The following is a 14,656-nucleotide window of genomic DNA, read 5'->3' as shown; positions in this document are numbered from 1 at the left end:
AGATATTTAGAACGACTCAAATTTTTGTCCAAATCCCTCAAATTTGTGATAGGATGGTTTTATCTTTTAATCCATTAACGCGAGAAATAGGGAGAGATTGTGATGAAGCGAACGACGAATTTTAATGCTGGTCCGGCGGCACTGCCGCTAGAAGTACTTCAAAAAGCACAGGAAGAACTTGTTGATTTTAAACAAACTGGGATGTCTGTGATGGAGCTTTCTCATCGCAGCGGTGAATATGAAGAGATCCATAATAAAGCAAAAACGCTTTTGGTGGAGCTGATGGACATTCCAGAAGATTATGAGGTCCTTTTTTTACAAGGCGGGGCAAGTCTTCAATTTGCGATGATTCCAATGAACTTCTTACATGAAGGCGAGACCGCTCATTTCATTCAAACGGGGGCTTGGTCAGAAAAAGCATTGTCAGAAGCAAAAGGGTTTGGTGAGACGTCTGTGTTTGCCTCAAGCGAAGATGAGAACTATTCGTATATTCCTGATGTAGATGGATCCAGTTTGACCGATGGGGCTTACTTGCACATCACATCGAACAATACGATCTTCGGTACTCAGTGGAAAACATTCCCTGACATTTCATTGCCACTCATTGCCGACATGTCCAGTGATATCCTCAGCAAAAAAATAAACGTTTCTTCATTTGATTTCATTTATGCCGGGGCACAAAAAAACCTAGGGCCTTCTGGTATCACGATTGTGATCGCGCACAAACGTTTATTAAAGAAAGAAAAAAGCGGTACACCAAAGATATTAAAGTATTCAACACACGCAAAAGCTAACTCTCTTTATCACACACCTCCAACTTTTGCGATTTATATGCTGTCTCTTGTTCTTGAGCATGTCAAAAACGCTGGCGGCGTAGAAGCAGCGGAAAAACGCAACGAACAAAAAGCAGCCATTCTCTATGATACGATTGATCAAAGTGATGGTTTCTACAAAGGGCATGCCCGCTCTGATAGCCGTTCACATATGAATGTCACGTTTACCCTTCGTGATGATGCGCTCACTACATCTTTTGTGGAGAAAGCAAAACAGGAACAAATGGTTGGACTTGCTGGACACCGTTCCGTCGGTGGATGCAGAGCGTCTATTTACAATGCGGTGTCTATAGAAGACTGCCAAAAGCTTGCGGACTTTATGAAAAAGTTCCAGCAAGAAAATGAGAAAAAAACTTTCCTATCGTGAAATAAATTTGTTATAATAACGAGAAATAAAAGTGATGACTCTTGCAATAAATGATGAGCCATATTATTGGAGAGTCCTTTAAGAGCTTAGCAGAGGAGAGCATAGAAATGAAAACAAAAGAATTAGTGATTATGTCATTGCTTGCAGCAATGGGAGCTGTTTTGCATACGATTTTCCCGCCCATCTTCTTCGGAATGAAACCTGATATGATGCTGGTCATGATGTTTTTAAGCATCATCCTTTTCCCTAAGGTACAGCATGTAGTCGTCATTGCCCTAGTGACTGGGGTCATTTCCGCTTTGACAACAGGTTTCCCCGGCGGACAAATTCCAAATATGATTGATAAACCGGTGACGGCCTTTATCTTCTTAGCCCTTTTCTTATCTTGTCAAAAGATGAAGAACAAAGTGATGCTGACTGCTGTATTAACAGCCATTGGAACCATTGTATCAGGCATTATTTTCCTATCTGCTGCTTTACTGATTACTGGACTGCCAACTGCATTACCGGCACTTCTTGTGGGCGTTGTCCTACCAGCAGCCGTGATTAATACCATCGCGATGGTATTTGTCTTCCCGATTGCTCAGTCCATTCTAAAGCGTGCAAGAATGATAGAAGTCGCTTAACGAATAACCGAACCTCTTCATCAAATGAAGAGGTTCTTTTCATGCTTTTATAAAAGAAAAAGGGTGAGCAGCAAAATGGAGAGCGAAATCCCTGCACCTGCTGCACACACAAGTGCTTTTTGTTTTAATACATGTTTTGGCGGATATGACCCTGCATACCCAAGCTGTCTTATATAATGAATGGAACCACATGTGAACACAACACCCATACACGTAAAAACGAACAGAAAGACAGACAACCTTCTCCCCTCCCTTTTCTTCAAAAGTATGCTAAAATAAAGCAAGCTATGTATGGAAGTTCAATGAAGCTGATCGTCAGCTCAGAGAGAACATGCGAATGTGTAAAATTTGACTAGAGGTGATTTGAATGGCTAGTGGACGTTCTTTATTAACAGGATTATTTGTAGGCGGTCTCCTCGGAGGTGCGGCAGTGCTCCTGACGACTCCCTCTTCTGGCAGAGATGTACGCGAAAAGGTGAAAGACAGCTATGACAAATTCGAAGATACGCTAACAAGATTAAAAAAAGACGGGCAAGCTTTAAAAGAGCAAATTGTTGAAACAGCAAAAGAAAGTGCAGAGGTCATCAAAGAGGTTGGATCTGAATTACAAACATCTATTCAGCAATGGCGAGAAGAAATCAAACCTCATCGGCAGGACTTACAAAAGGAAATTCAGGAAATTGAGGAAAAGCTTAAACAACTGGAGAAAACCTTACAAAACTAATATGCTCACAAAAATATTCGTTTACAAAAGTGTGCGGGGTGCGTATCCCGCACTTTTTTTGATGAAAAAAGGTTATTTTGTCAATGTTTTTCATAACTTTTTAAAATTCTTGAATTTTCAGCTTTATTAATCTTTATTTTATTGGCATAATAGAATTACAAGAAAAAGAGAAGTAGGTGAAATGGATGAATCATTCGGAACAGCCTTTCGATGTAAAAGAAGCACTTTTATTCAGTCAAAGAATGGCCCAATTGAGTAAAGCTCTTTGGAAATCCATTGAGAAAGACTGGCAGCAGTGGATCAAACCGTATAACCTGAATATCAATGAACATCATATTTTGTGGATTGCATATCAATTAAAAGGAGCTTCAATATCAGAAATTGCAAAGTTTGGCGTCATGCATGTATCAACGGCGTTTAACTTCTCCAAAAAACTGGAGGAAAGAGGATTTTTAAAATTTTCTAAAAAGTTAAACGATAAACGCAATACGTATATTGAGCTAACGCCAAAAGGCGAAGAGACATTCCATAAACTACTCGAAAATTACGACCCGGCCCGAACTGGAATTGTCAAAGGCGCACAGCCGCTTCATGACATTTACGGAAAGTTCCCTGAAATTTTAGAAATGATGTGTATTATCCGAAACATTTATGGTGAGGATTTCATGGAGATTTTTGAGAAATCGTTTTCAAATATTGAGAAGGACTTTTTGAATGAGCATGGGAAAGTCACGAAAAAGCCTGAGGAACTTGAAGATTCAGAAAAAGCGGCTAAAGCAAATCAAATTGTTTAATGATCTTTATAAATTCATTCATTAACGGCTGAAACAACCCTTGATCATGCAGAGCAAAAATCGTTTCATGAACATCTAGCTTCTCAATTAACTGACCAGCAAAAAGCGCAAGGAGATCGTCGAACATGACATAGCCTTGTGCTTTTTGTTTGTCCATTTCGTCTGAAAGCTCAGCACAAATACGCTCAATGTCTGTTGCCTCTTCCTTAGATACACGCTGCTGAATCAATAGCGCATAATATGGATAACGGCTCATATCAGTCGTCGTTAGTAAAAGTTCCATATAATATTCGAGCTGGCTCATTCGTTCCTCAATACTCATGTACGTTACCTCTTTCTCTTATTCTTTCTATTTTAGCCGAAATGACTCATTGACGAAAGAGACGAACTTTCCCCTTATGTCATTTTTTCTTGAAAAAACCAAAGTTTCCTCTCTTTATTCCATATGAATGTAACATTTTATTTTTTTTCACGAAAACCATTGATTTTTATCCTCAGGAAGAGTAAATTATCTTGAGATATTCAATTAGATTTTTGAGATTGGAAGGATGAAAAATGAATTGTTGGAAGACCATTAATCTGGAAAAGGATTATGGTTATACGAGAATGATCATTTCAGCAATAAGTCTTGCTATACTCTTTTTCATTTTTGCTTTTTTATGTTTTCAACTGACTCATCCTGAAACGAAACTAAGTAGTCACAATGCACCGCTTTTTGCCGTGCTTTTACTTGCGACACTGCTTGTCCATCGTGTGGTTCACTTGATTCCGGTCATGAAGAACAAGAAAAAAATGACGTTATTTAAACGAAATTGCTGGCAGCGCGTGCCAAAAAGAGTGATGCTTTTCTCCCTGCTCAGCCCGTTTTGTGTCATCTCACCTGTTTACTTTGTTTTAGGCATAGCATTTCCAATGTACGCACACTATTTTATCATCATCGCAAGTATTCATGCAGGCTATTGTTTGCCTGACTTTTTATTTGCATGGAAACTGCTAAAAGCACCAAAATCATGTATCATCGATCAAGCCAAAGACGAGTTTGATATTTTAGTTGACCAAACTTCCTCATCATGAGGTTTTTAAAGCCAACTTCTATCTTTTTCATAAAAAATTTGGTAATGTAGTATGGGAATAGCATAGAGAGGGGGGATCTCCGATAGTTTTATTTTACTTCATCGCCTTTGCCGCGTTTATTGTGTATTCAATAAACAGGCTTACTAATACATTATGCCTTGTCAGAGAGATTCCTGAAGAACGGCAAGATAAGGTGTTTCGCTTTATCAATGTATCAATACTGATTTTACTTATCTCATCATTTGTTGAAATTACCATTTCTATTTAAGCTCAAAGCAAAAGCTGCCTGTATGAGGGCAGCCTTTTGTGTTATATGATCGATTAACAAATCCAAGATGCACCGATAATGATCAATAAGATGAATAACACGACGACTAGTGCAAAACCGCCAGCAAAAACTTCTCCTCCCATGTGAAAACACCTCCTGCCAGTTCTTCCTCTGTTCTAAGCTCAGTGTATGCAGTTAAATTGAAAACGTTTAGGCACATGTCATCGTTTTAAAAAAGAACCGCCCGCACGCATGGCAGGACGGCTCCTTCTATAACAGCGATTTAATTAGTAAAGATATGCTGCACCAACGATGATCAGCAAAATGAATAGCACGACCAATAAAGCAAATCCATTAGAATATCCTGCTCCCATATAATTCAGCCTCCTTTTTGTGATCACTATATATGTATGTCGTGAGCAAAATTTTGACTAGACGGATGCCCTCCCATTTGCATTTCTTTTTACAGCGTGTCACAATATGTTATGATACAAGCAATGATAAATAAATTGGAAAGATTAGGAGTGTTTTTTGAATGAAAAAAATGGCTTTAGCAGCTGTAACAGCAGTAAGTGTTTTAACTCTTGGCGCATGCAGTAGCGGTGATAAAGAAGTGATCGCAACAACAAAATCAGGAGATGTCACAAAAGAAGAGCTTTATACAACTCTTAAGAAACAAGCGGGTGGAGATGCTTTAAATCTACTTGTTCAACAAAAGGTTCTTGCTGACAAATACAAAGTATCAGATAAAGAAATTGATAAGAAAATGGAAGAATATAAAAAGACACTTGGTGAAGACCGTCTAAAACAACTTCAAGATGAATTTGGAAAAGATTACATCAAAGATCAAGTGAAATATGAGCTACTGACTCAAAAGGCTGCCAAAGCTAACATCAAAATCACTGATAAAGAAGTAAAAGCGTATTACGATGACCTAAAAGGAAAAATCCGCGCGAGCCACATTTTAGTTGCTGATAAGAAAACAGCTGAAGAAGTAGAAAAGAAATTAGATAAAGGTGAAAAATGGGATGACCTTGTGTCTGAATATTCAACTGACACGGCTTCAGCAGCAGAAGGCGGCGATGTCGGCTGGTTCGCAAAAGATGGCCAAATGGATGAGAATTTCAGTAAAGCTGCATTCAAGCTAAAAGTAAATGAAATCAGTCAACCAGTGAAATCACAATTCGGCTACCATATCATTAAAAAGACCGAAGAACGCGGAAAATACGATGACATGAAAGCTGACTTAAAAAAAGAAGTGCTTGATCAAAAACAAGCAGACACAAATGAAATCCAAACGATCTTAAATAAATTGGTGAAAGATGCCGATGTAAAAGTAAAAGACAAAGAGCTTCAAAAGACGTTTAAAGAAAAATCTCAACAAACAACACAAAACCAAAACCAATAATCACAAAAAAACCTCCTCTTCGATTGAATGCGTAGAGGGGGTTTTTGTATGAACAGATGTTTAAGCAATCGAATGGTCCTCATGTTTCGCAGTTTCCTCTGATCTTTTCACTTGCTGATCCTGATGTCTGCGCTCTCTTTCTTGTTCCATTCGCTCGATAAAGATTTCTCCCTCCTTTTCAATAAAGGATTGATCAATCTCTTGCTCTTCTTTTGCTGTCGTCATTAATTTATATGCACAGAAAATAATGCCAATGGTACACGCATACACCCACCATGGAAAAAACAACATCTTGTCATCGCCTCCTTTTTTTCAGAACATCCCTCTTTTCCTTTGTGTTACATGCTTATGCGACAAGAAGACAAGTTATGAAAAAAAACGCCCGCTTTAAACGGACGCTTTGACATTCTTATTTATGATGAAAGGTTGGTTTATAAAACGAACGATTCTCTAATGCAAAAATACGTTCTGTATATTCTCCTGGCTTCACATGTTCAAGGGCACGATCCATCATGTTCATTTTCGCATCTAAATTATCAATATAGTGGAGAATTTCGGCTTCCTTCACCATTGGTGGTTTAGGACTTCCCCACTCCCCTTTTCCATGATGACTCAGTACTAAGTGCTGTAAAATCAGAATTTCTTCTGAATCAATTCCCAGCTCTTCTGCGGCTTTCGCAATTTCTGTCACCATAATGGAAATATGTCCAATTAAGTTCCCTTCGACTGTATATGTGGTGGAGACTGGACCCGAAAGCTCTTTGACTTTCCCTAAATCATGTAGAATGATTCCTGAGTATAAAAGATCTCGATCTAATGATGGATATAGGTCAACGATTGATTTCGCTAAATGAAGCATGGACACTACGTGATAGGCAAGACCAGAGACAAATTCATGATGATTTTTTGTAGCTGCTGGATAATCAGCAAATTCCTGTCCATATTTTTTGATCAGATGTCTTGTGACACGCTGAATATTAGGGTTTTTCATATCAAAGATATATTGCATAATCGTATCCATCATATCATGTTTTGGAATAGGAGCTGTTTCTAAAAAATCATCAATTCGAATTTGCTCGTTTTCAGCAACAGGGCGTATATTCCTAAGCTTCAGCTGATTCCTCCCGCGATAATGATGAATGTCACCTACTATCTTCACGATTGTTTGTGGTGCATATGTAAGTTCATCAGTCTGCTTTGCATCCCACAGCTTCGCCTCAATATCTCCACTTTGATCTTGAAGAATTAACGTTAAAAATGGTTTGCCATTGCTCGCAATACCTTTAGTAGATGATTTAATTAATAAATGCAGGTCAACTTGTTCGCCGACATCATAGGTCATAATCCCTTTAGCCATTCAATAAAAGCTCCTTCCATGTTTCTGCTTATTTAAGTATAACATAAGTCATTATTTGTCAATCATTCAACTGCTAAACTCGTAACCTGGCCACCTACTGCTGCTTGTTTCATATGATGATGACAGGTGAAATAAAACAGTTGTGTCTCAAAACAAGTCAGTTCATTCATCATCTCCAGCACTCGTCCTAGACGAACATGATCAAAATGTACGAAACTGTCGTCCATCATAAACGGAAGGTGACAATCTTGCTGGTGAGACAAAGCGAGCGCAAAACGAATCGCGAGATAAATTTGTTCACATGTTGCCTGTGAAAGCTCTTCTGGTCGGAATATTCGTCCATCCATCCTTTTCACAATCAGCCGGTCATCTTCTGTTGAAAACAAGATCGCTTCATATCGATCATTCGTTAACGGCTGAAGAAAGCTGGAAGCTGTATGAAGCAGTGCTGGCAGCCTTGTTTCTTTATGTTCATTCAATTTTTCACGAATAACGAAGCGAACAAGCTGGATTCCCGCCCATTTTTTCACAAGGTGCTTCGCATGCTCCTGCTCTACTGCAAGCTGATGAGTCAAATCAGACACCGTACCTGAAGCTTCCATTTGCCGAATTTCCACTGCTTGTTCTGCTGAGCGTTTCTCCATATTGGTCAAATTCTGTTGAATGTCATGTAGACGCTTTTTCGCTTCTGCACACTCTTCCTCAAGGCTGCGCAATCCTTTACGAGTAATCCATTCTTCTTCATCAAAAACACCGCTTCTATGCAGCTCTTGATTTAGCTGCTGCAAGTTGTACAGCTGCTCCCGGTATTCTTTAGATAGATGAGAAAGTAAATGGTAATCTTCTTTTGATTCTGCTTCTACTTGACAAAAGAGCTCGCCTGTTTGTTTTTCGTAATATTGGATTTCTCCTTCTAGCGTTGTCAGCTGCTGTTTTACATGTTGAATGGATACATTCAATGTCTGACGTTCTTTTTCTCTTTTTGCCTCATCTTTCAATACTTCCTGAAAGGCTGAGATGCTTTCTTGAAAGGTTCCTTCTTTACTTTGGAGATGGCTGCTTAACGCTGACACTCTTTGCTTATAGTTTGATTGCTGATGAGTAAGCGCTTCTATTTCTTGAGCAAGCGCCTCATATGCCGCTGAATTCGTTTTTAATTGTTTCAGGATATGAAAGGCTTCTACGAGAAAAGAAAGCTCTGAGGACAAGCCTAGCTGGCTTTTCATTTCCTCTACGTGCTGCTGAACAGGTTCTAGCTCTCGCTCCCAGTCTTCATATTGCCTTATGATTCTTTCGTACAGAAGTTCCTTTTGCCTCACAAGCGTTTCAGCTGAAGCTGCTTGAATTTGAAAATAATCATGATTTTCGCTTCTTCCTCCATGGCTCATCTTTGTATTTTTAAGTAATGGAGAAAATGCTGTGAAGACAAAAACAGAAAACCCTGCAAACAGCAAAGTCACCCACCACTCTGCTAAAAAGAATAAGATGAGCAGAATTACAGCATCAAACAAAAACATCAGCGGGAATAACCACGTTCGATAATGAACTTGTTTCTCTTTGGCTCTTGTTCCTCTGACATCTTCTGCACCCTGCTGCCTGACTTGCTGATCCTTTAATCCTTTTAGAGCGGTTTCCGCTTCTTCTAACTCATGTCTTGCGTGATCAAAGCGTTCGTCTAGTTGTGCCTTTCTATCCATTAAACGAACGTATTGGCTGACAGCCTCCTTTAATTCCCACTCAAAATCTAGTGAATCATCGATCTGATCCAGCCTGATGGGACGCTGCCACTTCAGCTTCGCTGTCGCTTCTTCTATTTTTTGTTTTAATAAATGACTTTCTGCTTTACCTTCTGCTAAGCGCTTCGTCACAAGCTCATCATCAAAGGACTCATTAATGAGACGCTTCATCTCCATGAACGTATCCTTGTCATAGAGTGGTTGAACTTGCCCTAGTGATGTTTGCAAGTGATCTAATTTCTGCTTCAGTGCTGTCAATTGAGCCTTCTTCGGGTGAAGGTGCGATTCTAATTTATCGAGTTCATGCTCGGTTTCTTGTCTAAACTGTTTGACTCGCTTTGGATAACGCCCTAATTCTTTTTTTAACTCCACCTTTTTCTCTATCAAAGGATAAAGGCGAATATGTTCATTCAATTGTTGAATATCTTCTTCTACATGCTTTATTTCTTGTTGAAGCTCTTCTATCCCCTCTGTTAATTGGGCTTGTTCCCGTTTCTTTTCAGCATAACGCCATGCTATCAATTTGGCCTGTTTCAGCTCGCCTGTAAGCTCTTTTATACGATTAAGCTGTTGGTTTAATTCGGGCTTGCGTCCATTGGGTTTAAAAAGCTGCTCCTGCTGCTTTAGAAGCCTGCTATCCATCTTGGAGGCCGCATCTGAGCCAAATAAACTGGAAAAGAGAAGAAACTCACCAATTTGGTCTTGGTTTAAGGCTTGAACATTTTGCAGTCCAAACACATCAAATGAATAAATCGACTGGAATAATCTGCGGTCCGTTCCCTTTAAAATAGTGCACAGAAAAGCTTCGTCTTTTACTTCACCATTCGGTAGCAACACCTGTGCTTGACCGCCTCGATCGGACGTTCTTTCAATATGAATGACACCTAACTCATCATCTAAACAAGTGAGGAAGCCGCCATAAAATGATCCCTGCTTTAACTTATACATTTTGCTTTTCGAAAAACCAAATAACATCGATTCAATAAATGCCTTCAATGTCGTTTTCCCCGATTCATTCAGACCATAAACGAGCTGAAAACCGTCACTAGAAAAGTGAAAGGTTCGATTGGAAAATTTCCCGAAATTCGCAATATGGAGTGAACGTATTTTCATTATGCCTCTCCTTTTCTCATAATTGCTTTAGCTGTTCTGTCAGCAACCTTTGCGCTTCTTCTTTTATATCCCCTTCATCCTCTTTTGTGAGGGCTTTTCCTGACTTCCTATAGGTTGGATGACGCTTGATCGGTGAGAGCAGCTCTTCATACGCCTCAAACTGGGCAATTTCTGATGTGAGTTCCTTTAAAAAGGAATCTTCTGGATAGACAACATCCTCGTTTGTACGACAATCAATAGACATCACCCAAACAAACACGTCTTCATCTTCTTCCTGCTCATGAAGAACAGCCAGCAGCTCCTCTAGCACCTCTAGCTGCGCAAGCTCAAAATAAGCTGGTGCATCACCAATCAATTTAATTTTCACAAAATGAGGAACGCCCCGCTCTTTCAGCTCACAGATCTTTTTTTCCACAAGCGTTACAAGATCCGTCATATGAGCCGTTTCTGTGATGTTTATTGTCAATGTCTCAAAGATGACATCAGCACAGCCAATAAACTCCGCTGTCTCAGAAGTATCGGATAGGTGAACGAAGTAACAGCCTTTCTCTCCTGTTTCTTTTATATGTCTTCCCTGCATGTTGCCAGGGTAAATAATCAATGGGTCTTCATGTAGAAGGGCCCTCTTATGAATATGTCCAAGCGCCCAATAATCGAAATCCTGAGAAAGGAGCTGCTGAAGCTGAAATGGTGCATACGCATCATGTCCTTCTTGTCCCGCTAATGTGCCGTGAAGCATCGCAATTTGGTAAGCAGCATCTGTCGTTTTGATGTAATGAGACGTCATATTTTCATACACAGCTCGCTCTTTGTAACTAAATCCATAAATACTTGCGACAAGCTGCTCTCCTCTATAAAAGGATTGTTCACTTGGTGTACTGCTCGAAAAAACGTGGACATTCTCTGGCCACTCAATTGGTGTCCATTCACCACCTAAATGATCATGGTTACCATAAATAATAAAAGCTTCGATCCCATGTGTTTGCAGCCTTAAAAACTGATTTCTTAAGAAAAGCTGTGCTTTCAGGCTGCGATTTGATTCGTCAAATAAATCTCCGCTCAGCAGCACAAAGTCTACTGCTCGACCAATGGCAAGATCAAACATGTTCTTGGCACTTTGAAATGTACTATCTTTCAACCTCTTAAATATTTGGCTTGGTATTTTCGATATTCCCGTAAACGGACTATCTAAATGAAGGTCTGCGGCGTGAATAAAGGTGAGCTTAGTCAAACGTCTATCTCCTTCTACGATACTGTAGTTGTCCATATTTTATCATGCTATTTTTACGAATGCACGTTCTATCGCTCTGATTCTAAAAAACACATTTTTGAAGGAAAAAAAGAGGTTTTGCCTTACTCTTTGTTTAATTACATTAAAAAACAGAAGAGAGGAAGATGAGAAATGGAGAAGACATACTTTTTGACCGTATTTGATCGGTCAGGTGAGACCTTAATAAATGAAAAAATCACCACGGATAGTGATGAAAAGGCAAAGGAATTAGGACGTCATCGCCTAATCGAACAACAATACACGAAGCATTCTCATCGGCTCGTTGATGATGCAGGCAAGCTTCTTTTATTTGAACGTTAAAAAAGCCGGCACTCGCCGGCCTTACATTCGTTTATACTTGATGAAACACAGGTCGTCTTTTTTCTAAAAAGGCTTGGATGCCTTCCCTATGATCATGACTTTGTCTGAGTCTTGCCTGCGCTGCTCGTTCCTTTTGAAGAACTGCTAACAGTTGTGATTCTGACTGCTGAAAATAGATCATCTTTGTTTCAATAAATGCTTGAAGCGGCATGTTGACAAATGGCTTCACACAAGCTTTTTGATACATATCAACCTCTTCTTGAAACACGCCGTCTGCGAGACCCAGCTTTAGCGCTTCATCAGCCGACAGCTTTTGTCCGCTCCAAATTAATTGTTTGGCGGTTTGTTCGCTTACTCTTTTAGTGAGGAAAAAATGTCCTCCGCCATCTGGAATTAACCCTATTCCATTAAAATTCAAGGCTAGTTTTGCCTTCTGATGTATAAACAAATAGTCACAGCTTAGAGCAAAGCTAAAAGCAAGACCAGCCGCCGCCCCGTGAACAAGCGCGATCGTCACTTTTTTCATACGGGCTAGAGAAAGTGTAATCCCTTCGATTAAATCCATCACACGATGGAAATCTTCCTCGCGATCTTGTTTCAGCATCATTCCAATATCTCCGCCTGCTGAAAACCCTTTTCCCATTCCCTTCAGCACAACGATTTTTGCACTGCTTTCACTTGCTGTATCACACGCCTCCTTAAGTTCTGCAAACATATCAACATGAAATGCATTATAAGCTTCCGGCCTATTGAAAATGATTTCAAAAATATCCCCGTCTAACTGACAATTGATATATGTCATCATCCATACCCCTCTTTCTTTTTGAGCTTATGACTTACTTCCCTTTCCATCGAACAATTCCTTTTCCTCTAAACAAAAAATTTCAGGATCAATTGATACTAAAATAAGCGTAATTGTTGAAAAAAGAAATATATTTATTAGAATCTGTGAAACCTCTTTGATAATTAAAAAAGTATATTTCCTCCTTGGATTTTCTATCGTCACAAGGCCCGCTAGAAAGGAAACTTGCAAATCAGTTCATTTAACCAGCATGCCAAGCAAACTCGAACTCCTGTTCAAAAAATAGCACGTGATATCTTCATACTCCTCTAATAACGCTGTAATCCTAAATGTGAAGGGCCCAGTTCCAATTCCGATCACACAACCATATGTACACCTGCTTTAACCTTTATATACCCTTTTATAAATGAAAAAAACACTGCGTCACCACAGTGTTTAAATGTGAGAAATAAATAATGACTCAAGGAATTGAATCTTCTCCTCCGTATAGTGCTCATAGCGATCATTATACGATTTTGGATCTTTTGGATTGGCATACTGCGTAATTTTTCCTGATCGTGGATCAATAAATTTACTGGCCGCACCGCAACCAATTCCAATGATCGTCTGCACTTCTTCCATAATGATGATATTATACAAACTTTCCTGTCTATCTAATGAATACCCGACATTTTCGAGATTCCCCAAGATGTTTTTTTGTCTATATAAATAATATGGATGATATTCATGTGCTTTCGTCCAAGCAACCGCTTCATCCATCATACGCATGATTTCCTGTCGGTCTGCCACTTGATATTTCTCCTTATTGCGTGTCATTTCAGACGCCCTTTTAAATGAGAGTGTATGCACAGTTAAAGATTCAGGCATTAGTTCTTCAGTCTGCTGCAAAGAGTGCTGAAATTCCTTCAGCCCTTCCCCCGGCAAACCAATAATTAAGTCCATGTTAATATTATTCATCCCGTACTGTCTTGATAAATGATACTTTTCAATCGTTTCTTCGACACTATGGTGACGGCCAATGGCTTTCAGTGTTTCATTCTCATACGATTGTGGATTAATGCTAATTCGGTCAATATTGTAGCGGTTTAGCACCTCTAGCTTATCAGGCGAAATGGTATCAGGACGTCCAGCTTCTACAGTGATTTCCCTAATGTGTTTCACATCAGGAAAAGAACGATACATTTCTTCATACAGCAAATCCATTTCTTCCGCTGTAATACTCGTCGGAGTGCCCCCACCAAAATAAACGGTCGTTACTTTAACACCATGTTCTTTGAGCCATGAGCCTATTTTTTGCATCTCATAATGCAACCCAAAAAGAAACGTCCCCACTCTTCCAGCTTGTCCTTTAATGGCATAAGCAGGGAACGTGCAATAAGCACATTTCGTTGGGCAGAAAGGAATACCAATATAAATACTCACTTCCTGCTGAAGGTCATACAAATCTGGAATCGCTTGTATTTGACGGTCGACAATTTCCTGCATCAAATTGATTTTTTCATCATGAATGAAATAATCACGCTTTAATGCAGCATGTGCCTCTTCCCTTGTCATGGCTTCTCTGAGCATTTTATGAAGTAATTTCGTAGGACGTATTCCTGTGAGGATTCCCCATTTTTGCGTGATTCCTGTATGTTCCTGAAGCAAGTGTAAATAAACAGACAGCACCGTGTTTTTGATTTGCTTCCAGCGTTCCTTGTCGTTCAAACCCTCTGGAACAGCTCTTGTAAAACAACTGTTTACGTCTGACCCCGCGATATGACCAGATGCTTCAACCATTCCATGTTCCTCTTTCCAGCTAAGTACCATCACTAGACCATCATACAGTTCGTCTGGAATAAACTGTACTTCACTATCTTCTTCAAATAAATTTGCTATATTGACAAGCGGGCGATGAAATCGTTCATCAGACAGCCCTTTGATTAAAATTCGCATCGTATCATCTTTATCTTCAAACTTGTTT

At 39.5% G+C, this 14,656-nt stretch carries 19 protein-coding genes; 8 read left to right on the top strand and 11 right to left on the bottom strand.

What is annotated here, in order from left to right; all coding sequences use genetic code 11:
* Positions 1-102: 102 nt before the first annotated feature.
* Together serC and WAX46_RS08715 are read left to right on the top strand one after the other, a co-directional pair.
* Positions 103-1,200, top strand: a complete 1,098-nt coding sequence (gene serC, locus WAX46_RS08720; protein WP_226567134.1) for a 3-phosphoserine/phosphohydroxythreonine transaminase — start codon at positions 103-105, stop codon at positions 1,198-1,200.
* 107 nt (positions 1,201-1,307) lie between these two features.
* The gene (locus WAX46_RS08715; protein WP_226567133.1) at positions 1,308-1,826 is read left to right on the top strand and encodes a tryptophan transporter; all 519 of its coding nucleotides are present in this window, start codon (positions 1,308-1,310) and stop codon (positions 1,824-1,826) included.
* 47 nt (positions 1,827-1,873) lie between these two features.
* Here the strand turns inward: WAX46_RS08715 and WAX46_RS08710 are convergent, their stop codons facing one another.
* Positions 1,874-2,065, bottom strand: a complete 192-nt coding sequence (locus WAX46_RS08710; RefSeq protein WP_226567132.1) for a hypothetical protein — start codon at positions 2,063-2,065, stop codon at positions 1,874-1,876.
* Between the two features lie 128 nt (positions 2,066-2,193).
* Between WAX46_RS08710 and WAX46_RS08705 the strand changes: the two genes are divergently transcribed.
* Positions 2,194-2,550, top strand: coding sequence for a YtxH domain-containing protein (locus WAX46_RS08705; RefSeq protein ID WP_226567131.1), 357 nt, complete (start codon positions 2,194-2,196; stop codon positions 2,548-2,550).
* Between the two features lie 185 nt (positions 2,551-2,735).
* Entirely contained in the window at positions 2,736-3,344 is a 609-nt protein-coding gene (locus tag WAX46_RS08700; protein ID WP_226567130.1) for an HTH-type transcriptional regulator Hpr, read from the top strand.
* Here the strand turns inward: WAX46_RS08700 and WAX46_RS08695 are convergent.
* A complete protein-coding gene (locus WAX46_RS08695) occupies positions 3,322-3,666 on the bottom strand; it encodes a YhaI family protein (protein ID WP_336493666.1) in 345 nt (114 codons plus the stop codon). The genes WAX46_RS08700 and WAX46_RS08695 overlap by 23 nt on opposite strands.
* Before the next feature lie 233 nt (positions 3,667-3,899).
* Here WAX46_RS08695 and WAX46_RS08690 point away from each other — a divergent pair, with 233 nt between their 5' ends.
* Positions 3,900-4,418: a DUF3267 domain-containing protein gene (locus tag WAX46_RS08690; RefSeq protein ID WP_226567128.1), complete on the top strand. Its 519-nt coding sequence runs from the start codon at positions 3,900-3,902 to the stop codon at positions 4,416-4,418.
* Positions 4,419-4,500: 82 nt separating this feature from the next.
* Positions 4,501-4,686 (top strand): hypothetical protein, encoded by a 186-nt coding sequence (locus WAX46_RS08685; RefSeq protein WP_226567163.1) that lies wholly within the window; start codon positions 4,501-4,503, stop codon positions 4,684-4,686.
* Positions 4,687-4,739: 53 nt separating this feature from the next.
* Here the strand turns inward: WAX46_RS08685 and WAX46_RS08680 are convergent, their stop codons facing one another.
* Both WAX46_RS08680 and WAX46_RS08675 read right to left on the bottom strand, forming a co-directional pair.
* On the bottom strand, positions 4,740-4,829 hold the full coding sequence (locus tag WAX46_RS08680) for a YjcZ family sporulation protein (RefSeq protein WP_017360317.1): 90 nt from the start codon (positions 4,827-4,829) through the stop codon (positions 4,740-4,742).
* A gap of 144 nt (positions 4,830-4,973) precedes the next feature.
* Positions 4,974-5,060, bottom strand: coding sequence for a YjcZ family sporulation protein (locus WAX46_RS08675; RefSeq protein WP_008361129.1), 87 nt, complete (start codon positions 5,058-5,060; stop codon positions 4,974-4,976).
* Positions 5,061-5,221: 161 nt separating this feature from the next.
* Between WAX46_RS08675 and WAX46_RS08670 the strand changes: the two genes are divergently transcribed.
* The gene (locus tag WAX46_RS08670) at positions 5,222-6,094 is read left to right on the top strand and encodes a peptidylprolyl isomerase (protein WP_226567127.1); all 873 of its coding nucleotides are present in this window, start codon (positions 5,222-5,224) and stop codon (positions 6,092-6,094) included.
* 60 nt (positions 6,095-6,154) lie between these two features.
* Here WAX46_RS08670 and WAX46_RS08665 read toward each other — a convergent pair whose 3' ends face one another.
* From WAX46_RS08665 to WAX46_RS08650, 4 genes are all read right to left on the bottom strand, one after another.
* Entirely contained in the window at positions 6,155-6,385 is a 231-nt protein-coding gene (locus tag WAX46_RS08665; protein WP_226567126.1) for a sporulation YhaL family protein, read from the bottom strand.
* A gap of 118 nt (positions 6,386-6,503) precedes the next feature.
* On the bottom strand, positions 6,504-7,451 hold the full coding sequence (gene yhaM, locus WAX46_RS08660) for a 3'-5' exoribonuclease YhaM (RefSeq protein WP_226567125.1): 948 nt from the start codon (positions 7,449-7,451) through the stop codon (positions 6,504-6,506).
* Positions 7,452-7,513: 62 nt separating this feature from the next.
* Positions 7,514-10,300, bottom strand: coding sequence for an AAA family ATPase (locus tag WAX46_RS08655; RefSeq protein WP_336493660.1), 2,787 nt, complete (start codon positions 10,298-10,300; stop codon positions 7,514-7,516).
* A 16-nt stretch (positions 10,301-10,316) separates the two neighbouring features.
* The gene (locus tag WAX46_RS08650) at positions 10,317-11,531 is read right to left on the bottom strand and encodes a metallophosphoesterase family protein (RefSeq protein ID WP_226567123.1); all 1,215 of its coding nucleotides are present in this window, start codon (positions 11,529-11,531) and stop codon (positions 10,317-10,319) included.
* Between the two features lie 171 nt (positions 11,532-11,702).
* Between WAX46_RS08650 and WAX46_RS08645 the strand changes: the two genes are divergently transcribed.
* Positions 11,703-11,891 (top strand): YhzD family protein, encoded by a 189-nt coding sequence (locus WAX46_RS08645; RefSeq protein ID WP_226567122.1) that lies wholly within the window; start codon positions 11,703-11,705, stop codon positions 11,889-11,891.
* A gap of 31 nt (positions 11,892-11,922) precedes the next feature.
* Here the strand turns inward: WAX46_RS08645 and WAX46_RS08640 are convergent, their stop codons facing one another.
* The 3 genes from WAX46_RS08640 to WAX46_RS08630 all read right to left on the bottom strand — a co-directional run bounded on the left by WAX46_RS08640 (position 11,923) and on the right by WAX46_RS08630 (position 14,628).
* Positions 11,923-12,696: an enoyl-CoA hydratase gene (locus tag WAX46_RS08640; protein ID WP_226567121.1), complete on the bottom strand. Its 774-nt coding sequence runs from the start codon at positions 12,694-12,696 to the stop codon at positions 11,923-11,925.
* 24 nt (positions 12,697-12,720) lie between these two features.
* Positions 12,721-12,924: a SidA/IucD/PvdA family monooxygenase gene (locus WAX46_RS08635; RefSeq protein ID WP_336493659.1), complete on the bottom strand. Its 204-nt coding sequence runs from the start codon at positions 12,922-12,924 to the stop codon at positions 12,721-12,723.
* A gap of 204 nt (positions 12,925-13,128) precedes the next feature.
* Positions 13,129-14,628, bottom strand: coding sequence for a coproporphyrinogen III oxidase (locus WAX46_RS08630; protein ID WP_226567119.1), 1,500 nt, complete (start codon positions 14,626-14,628; stop codon positions 13,129-13,131).
* Between the last annotated feature and the right edge of the window lie 28 nt (positions 14,629-14,656).

Source organism: Bacillus sp. FJAT-53060, from assembly GCF_037104745.1.
Classification (GTDB): Bacteria; Bacillota; Bacilli; order Bacillales; family Bacillaceae; genus Bacillus; species Bacillus stratosphericus_B.
Note: the sequence above shows the minus strand (reverse complement) of the source record. Positions and strands in the feature narration are given on the sequence as shown.

Coding starts and splice junctions, on each gene's coding strand:
- serC (WP_226567134.1), top strand. CDS start 103: ATGAAGCGAACGACGAATTTTAATGCTGGTCCGGCGGCACTGCCGCTA.
- WAX46_RS08715 (WP_226567133.1), top strand. CDS start 1,308: ATGAAAACAAAAGAATTAGTGATTATGTCATTGCTTGCAGCAATGGGA.
- WAX46_RS08705 (WP_226567131.1), top strand. CDS start 2,194: ATGGCTAGTGGACGTTCTTTATTAACAGGATTATTTGTAGGCGGTCTC.
- WAX46_RS08700 (WP_226567130.1), top strand. CDS start 2,736: ATGAATCATTCGGAACAGCCTTTCGATGTAAAAGAAGCACTTTTATTC.
- WAX46_RS08695 (WP_336493666.1), bottom strand. CDS start 3,666: ATGAGTATTGAGGAACGAATGAGCCAGCTCGAATATTATATGGAACTT.
- WAX46_RS08690 (WP_226567128.1), top strand. CDS start 3,900: ATGAATTGTTGGAAGACCATTAATCTGGAAAAGGATTATGGTTATACG.
- WAX46_RS08680 (WP_017360317.1), bottom strand. CDS start 4,829: ATGGGAGGAGAAGTTTTTGCTGGCGGTTTTGCACTAGTCGTCGTGTTA.
- WAX46_RS08675 (WP_008361129.1), bottom strand. CDS start 5,060: ATGGGAGCAGGATATTCTAATGGATTTGCTTTATTGGTCGTGCTATTC.
- WAX46_RS08670 (WP_226567127.1), top strand. CDS start 5,222: ATGAAAAAAATGGCTTTAGCAGCTGTAACAGCAGTAAGTGTTTTAACT.
- WAX46_RS08665 (WP_226567126.1), bottom strand. CDS start 6,385: ATGTTGTTTTTTCCATGGTGGGTGTATGCGTGTACCATTGGCATTATT.
- yhaM (WP_226567125.1), bottom strand. CDS start 7,451: ATGGCTAAAGGGATTATGACCTATGATGTCGGCGAACAAGTTGACCTG.
- WAX46_RS08655 (WP_336493660.1), bottom strand. CDS start 10,300: ATGAAAATACGTTCACTCCATATTGCGAATTTCGGGAAATTTTCCAAT.
- WAX46_RS08645 (WP_226567122.1), top strand. CDS start 11,703: ATGGAGAAGACATACTTTTTGACCGTATTTGATCGGTCAGGTGAGACC.
- WAX46_RS08640 (WP_226567121.1), bottom strand. CDS start 12,696: ATGATGACATATATCAATTGTCAGTTAGACGGGGATATTTTTGAAATC.
- WAX46_RS08630 (WP_226567119.1), bottom strand. CDS start 14,628: ATGCGAATTTTAATCAAAGGGCTGTCTGATGAACGATTTCATCGCCCG.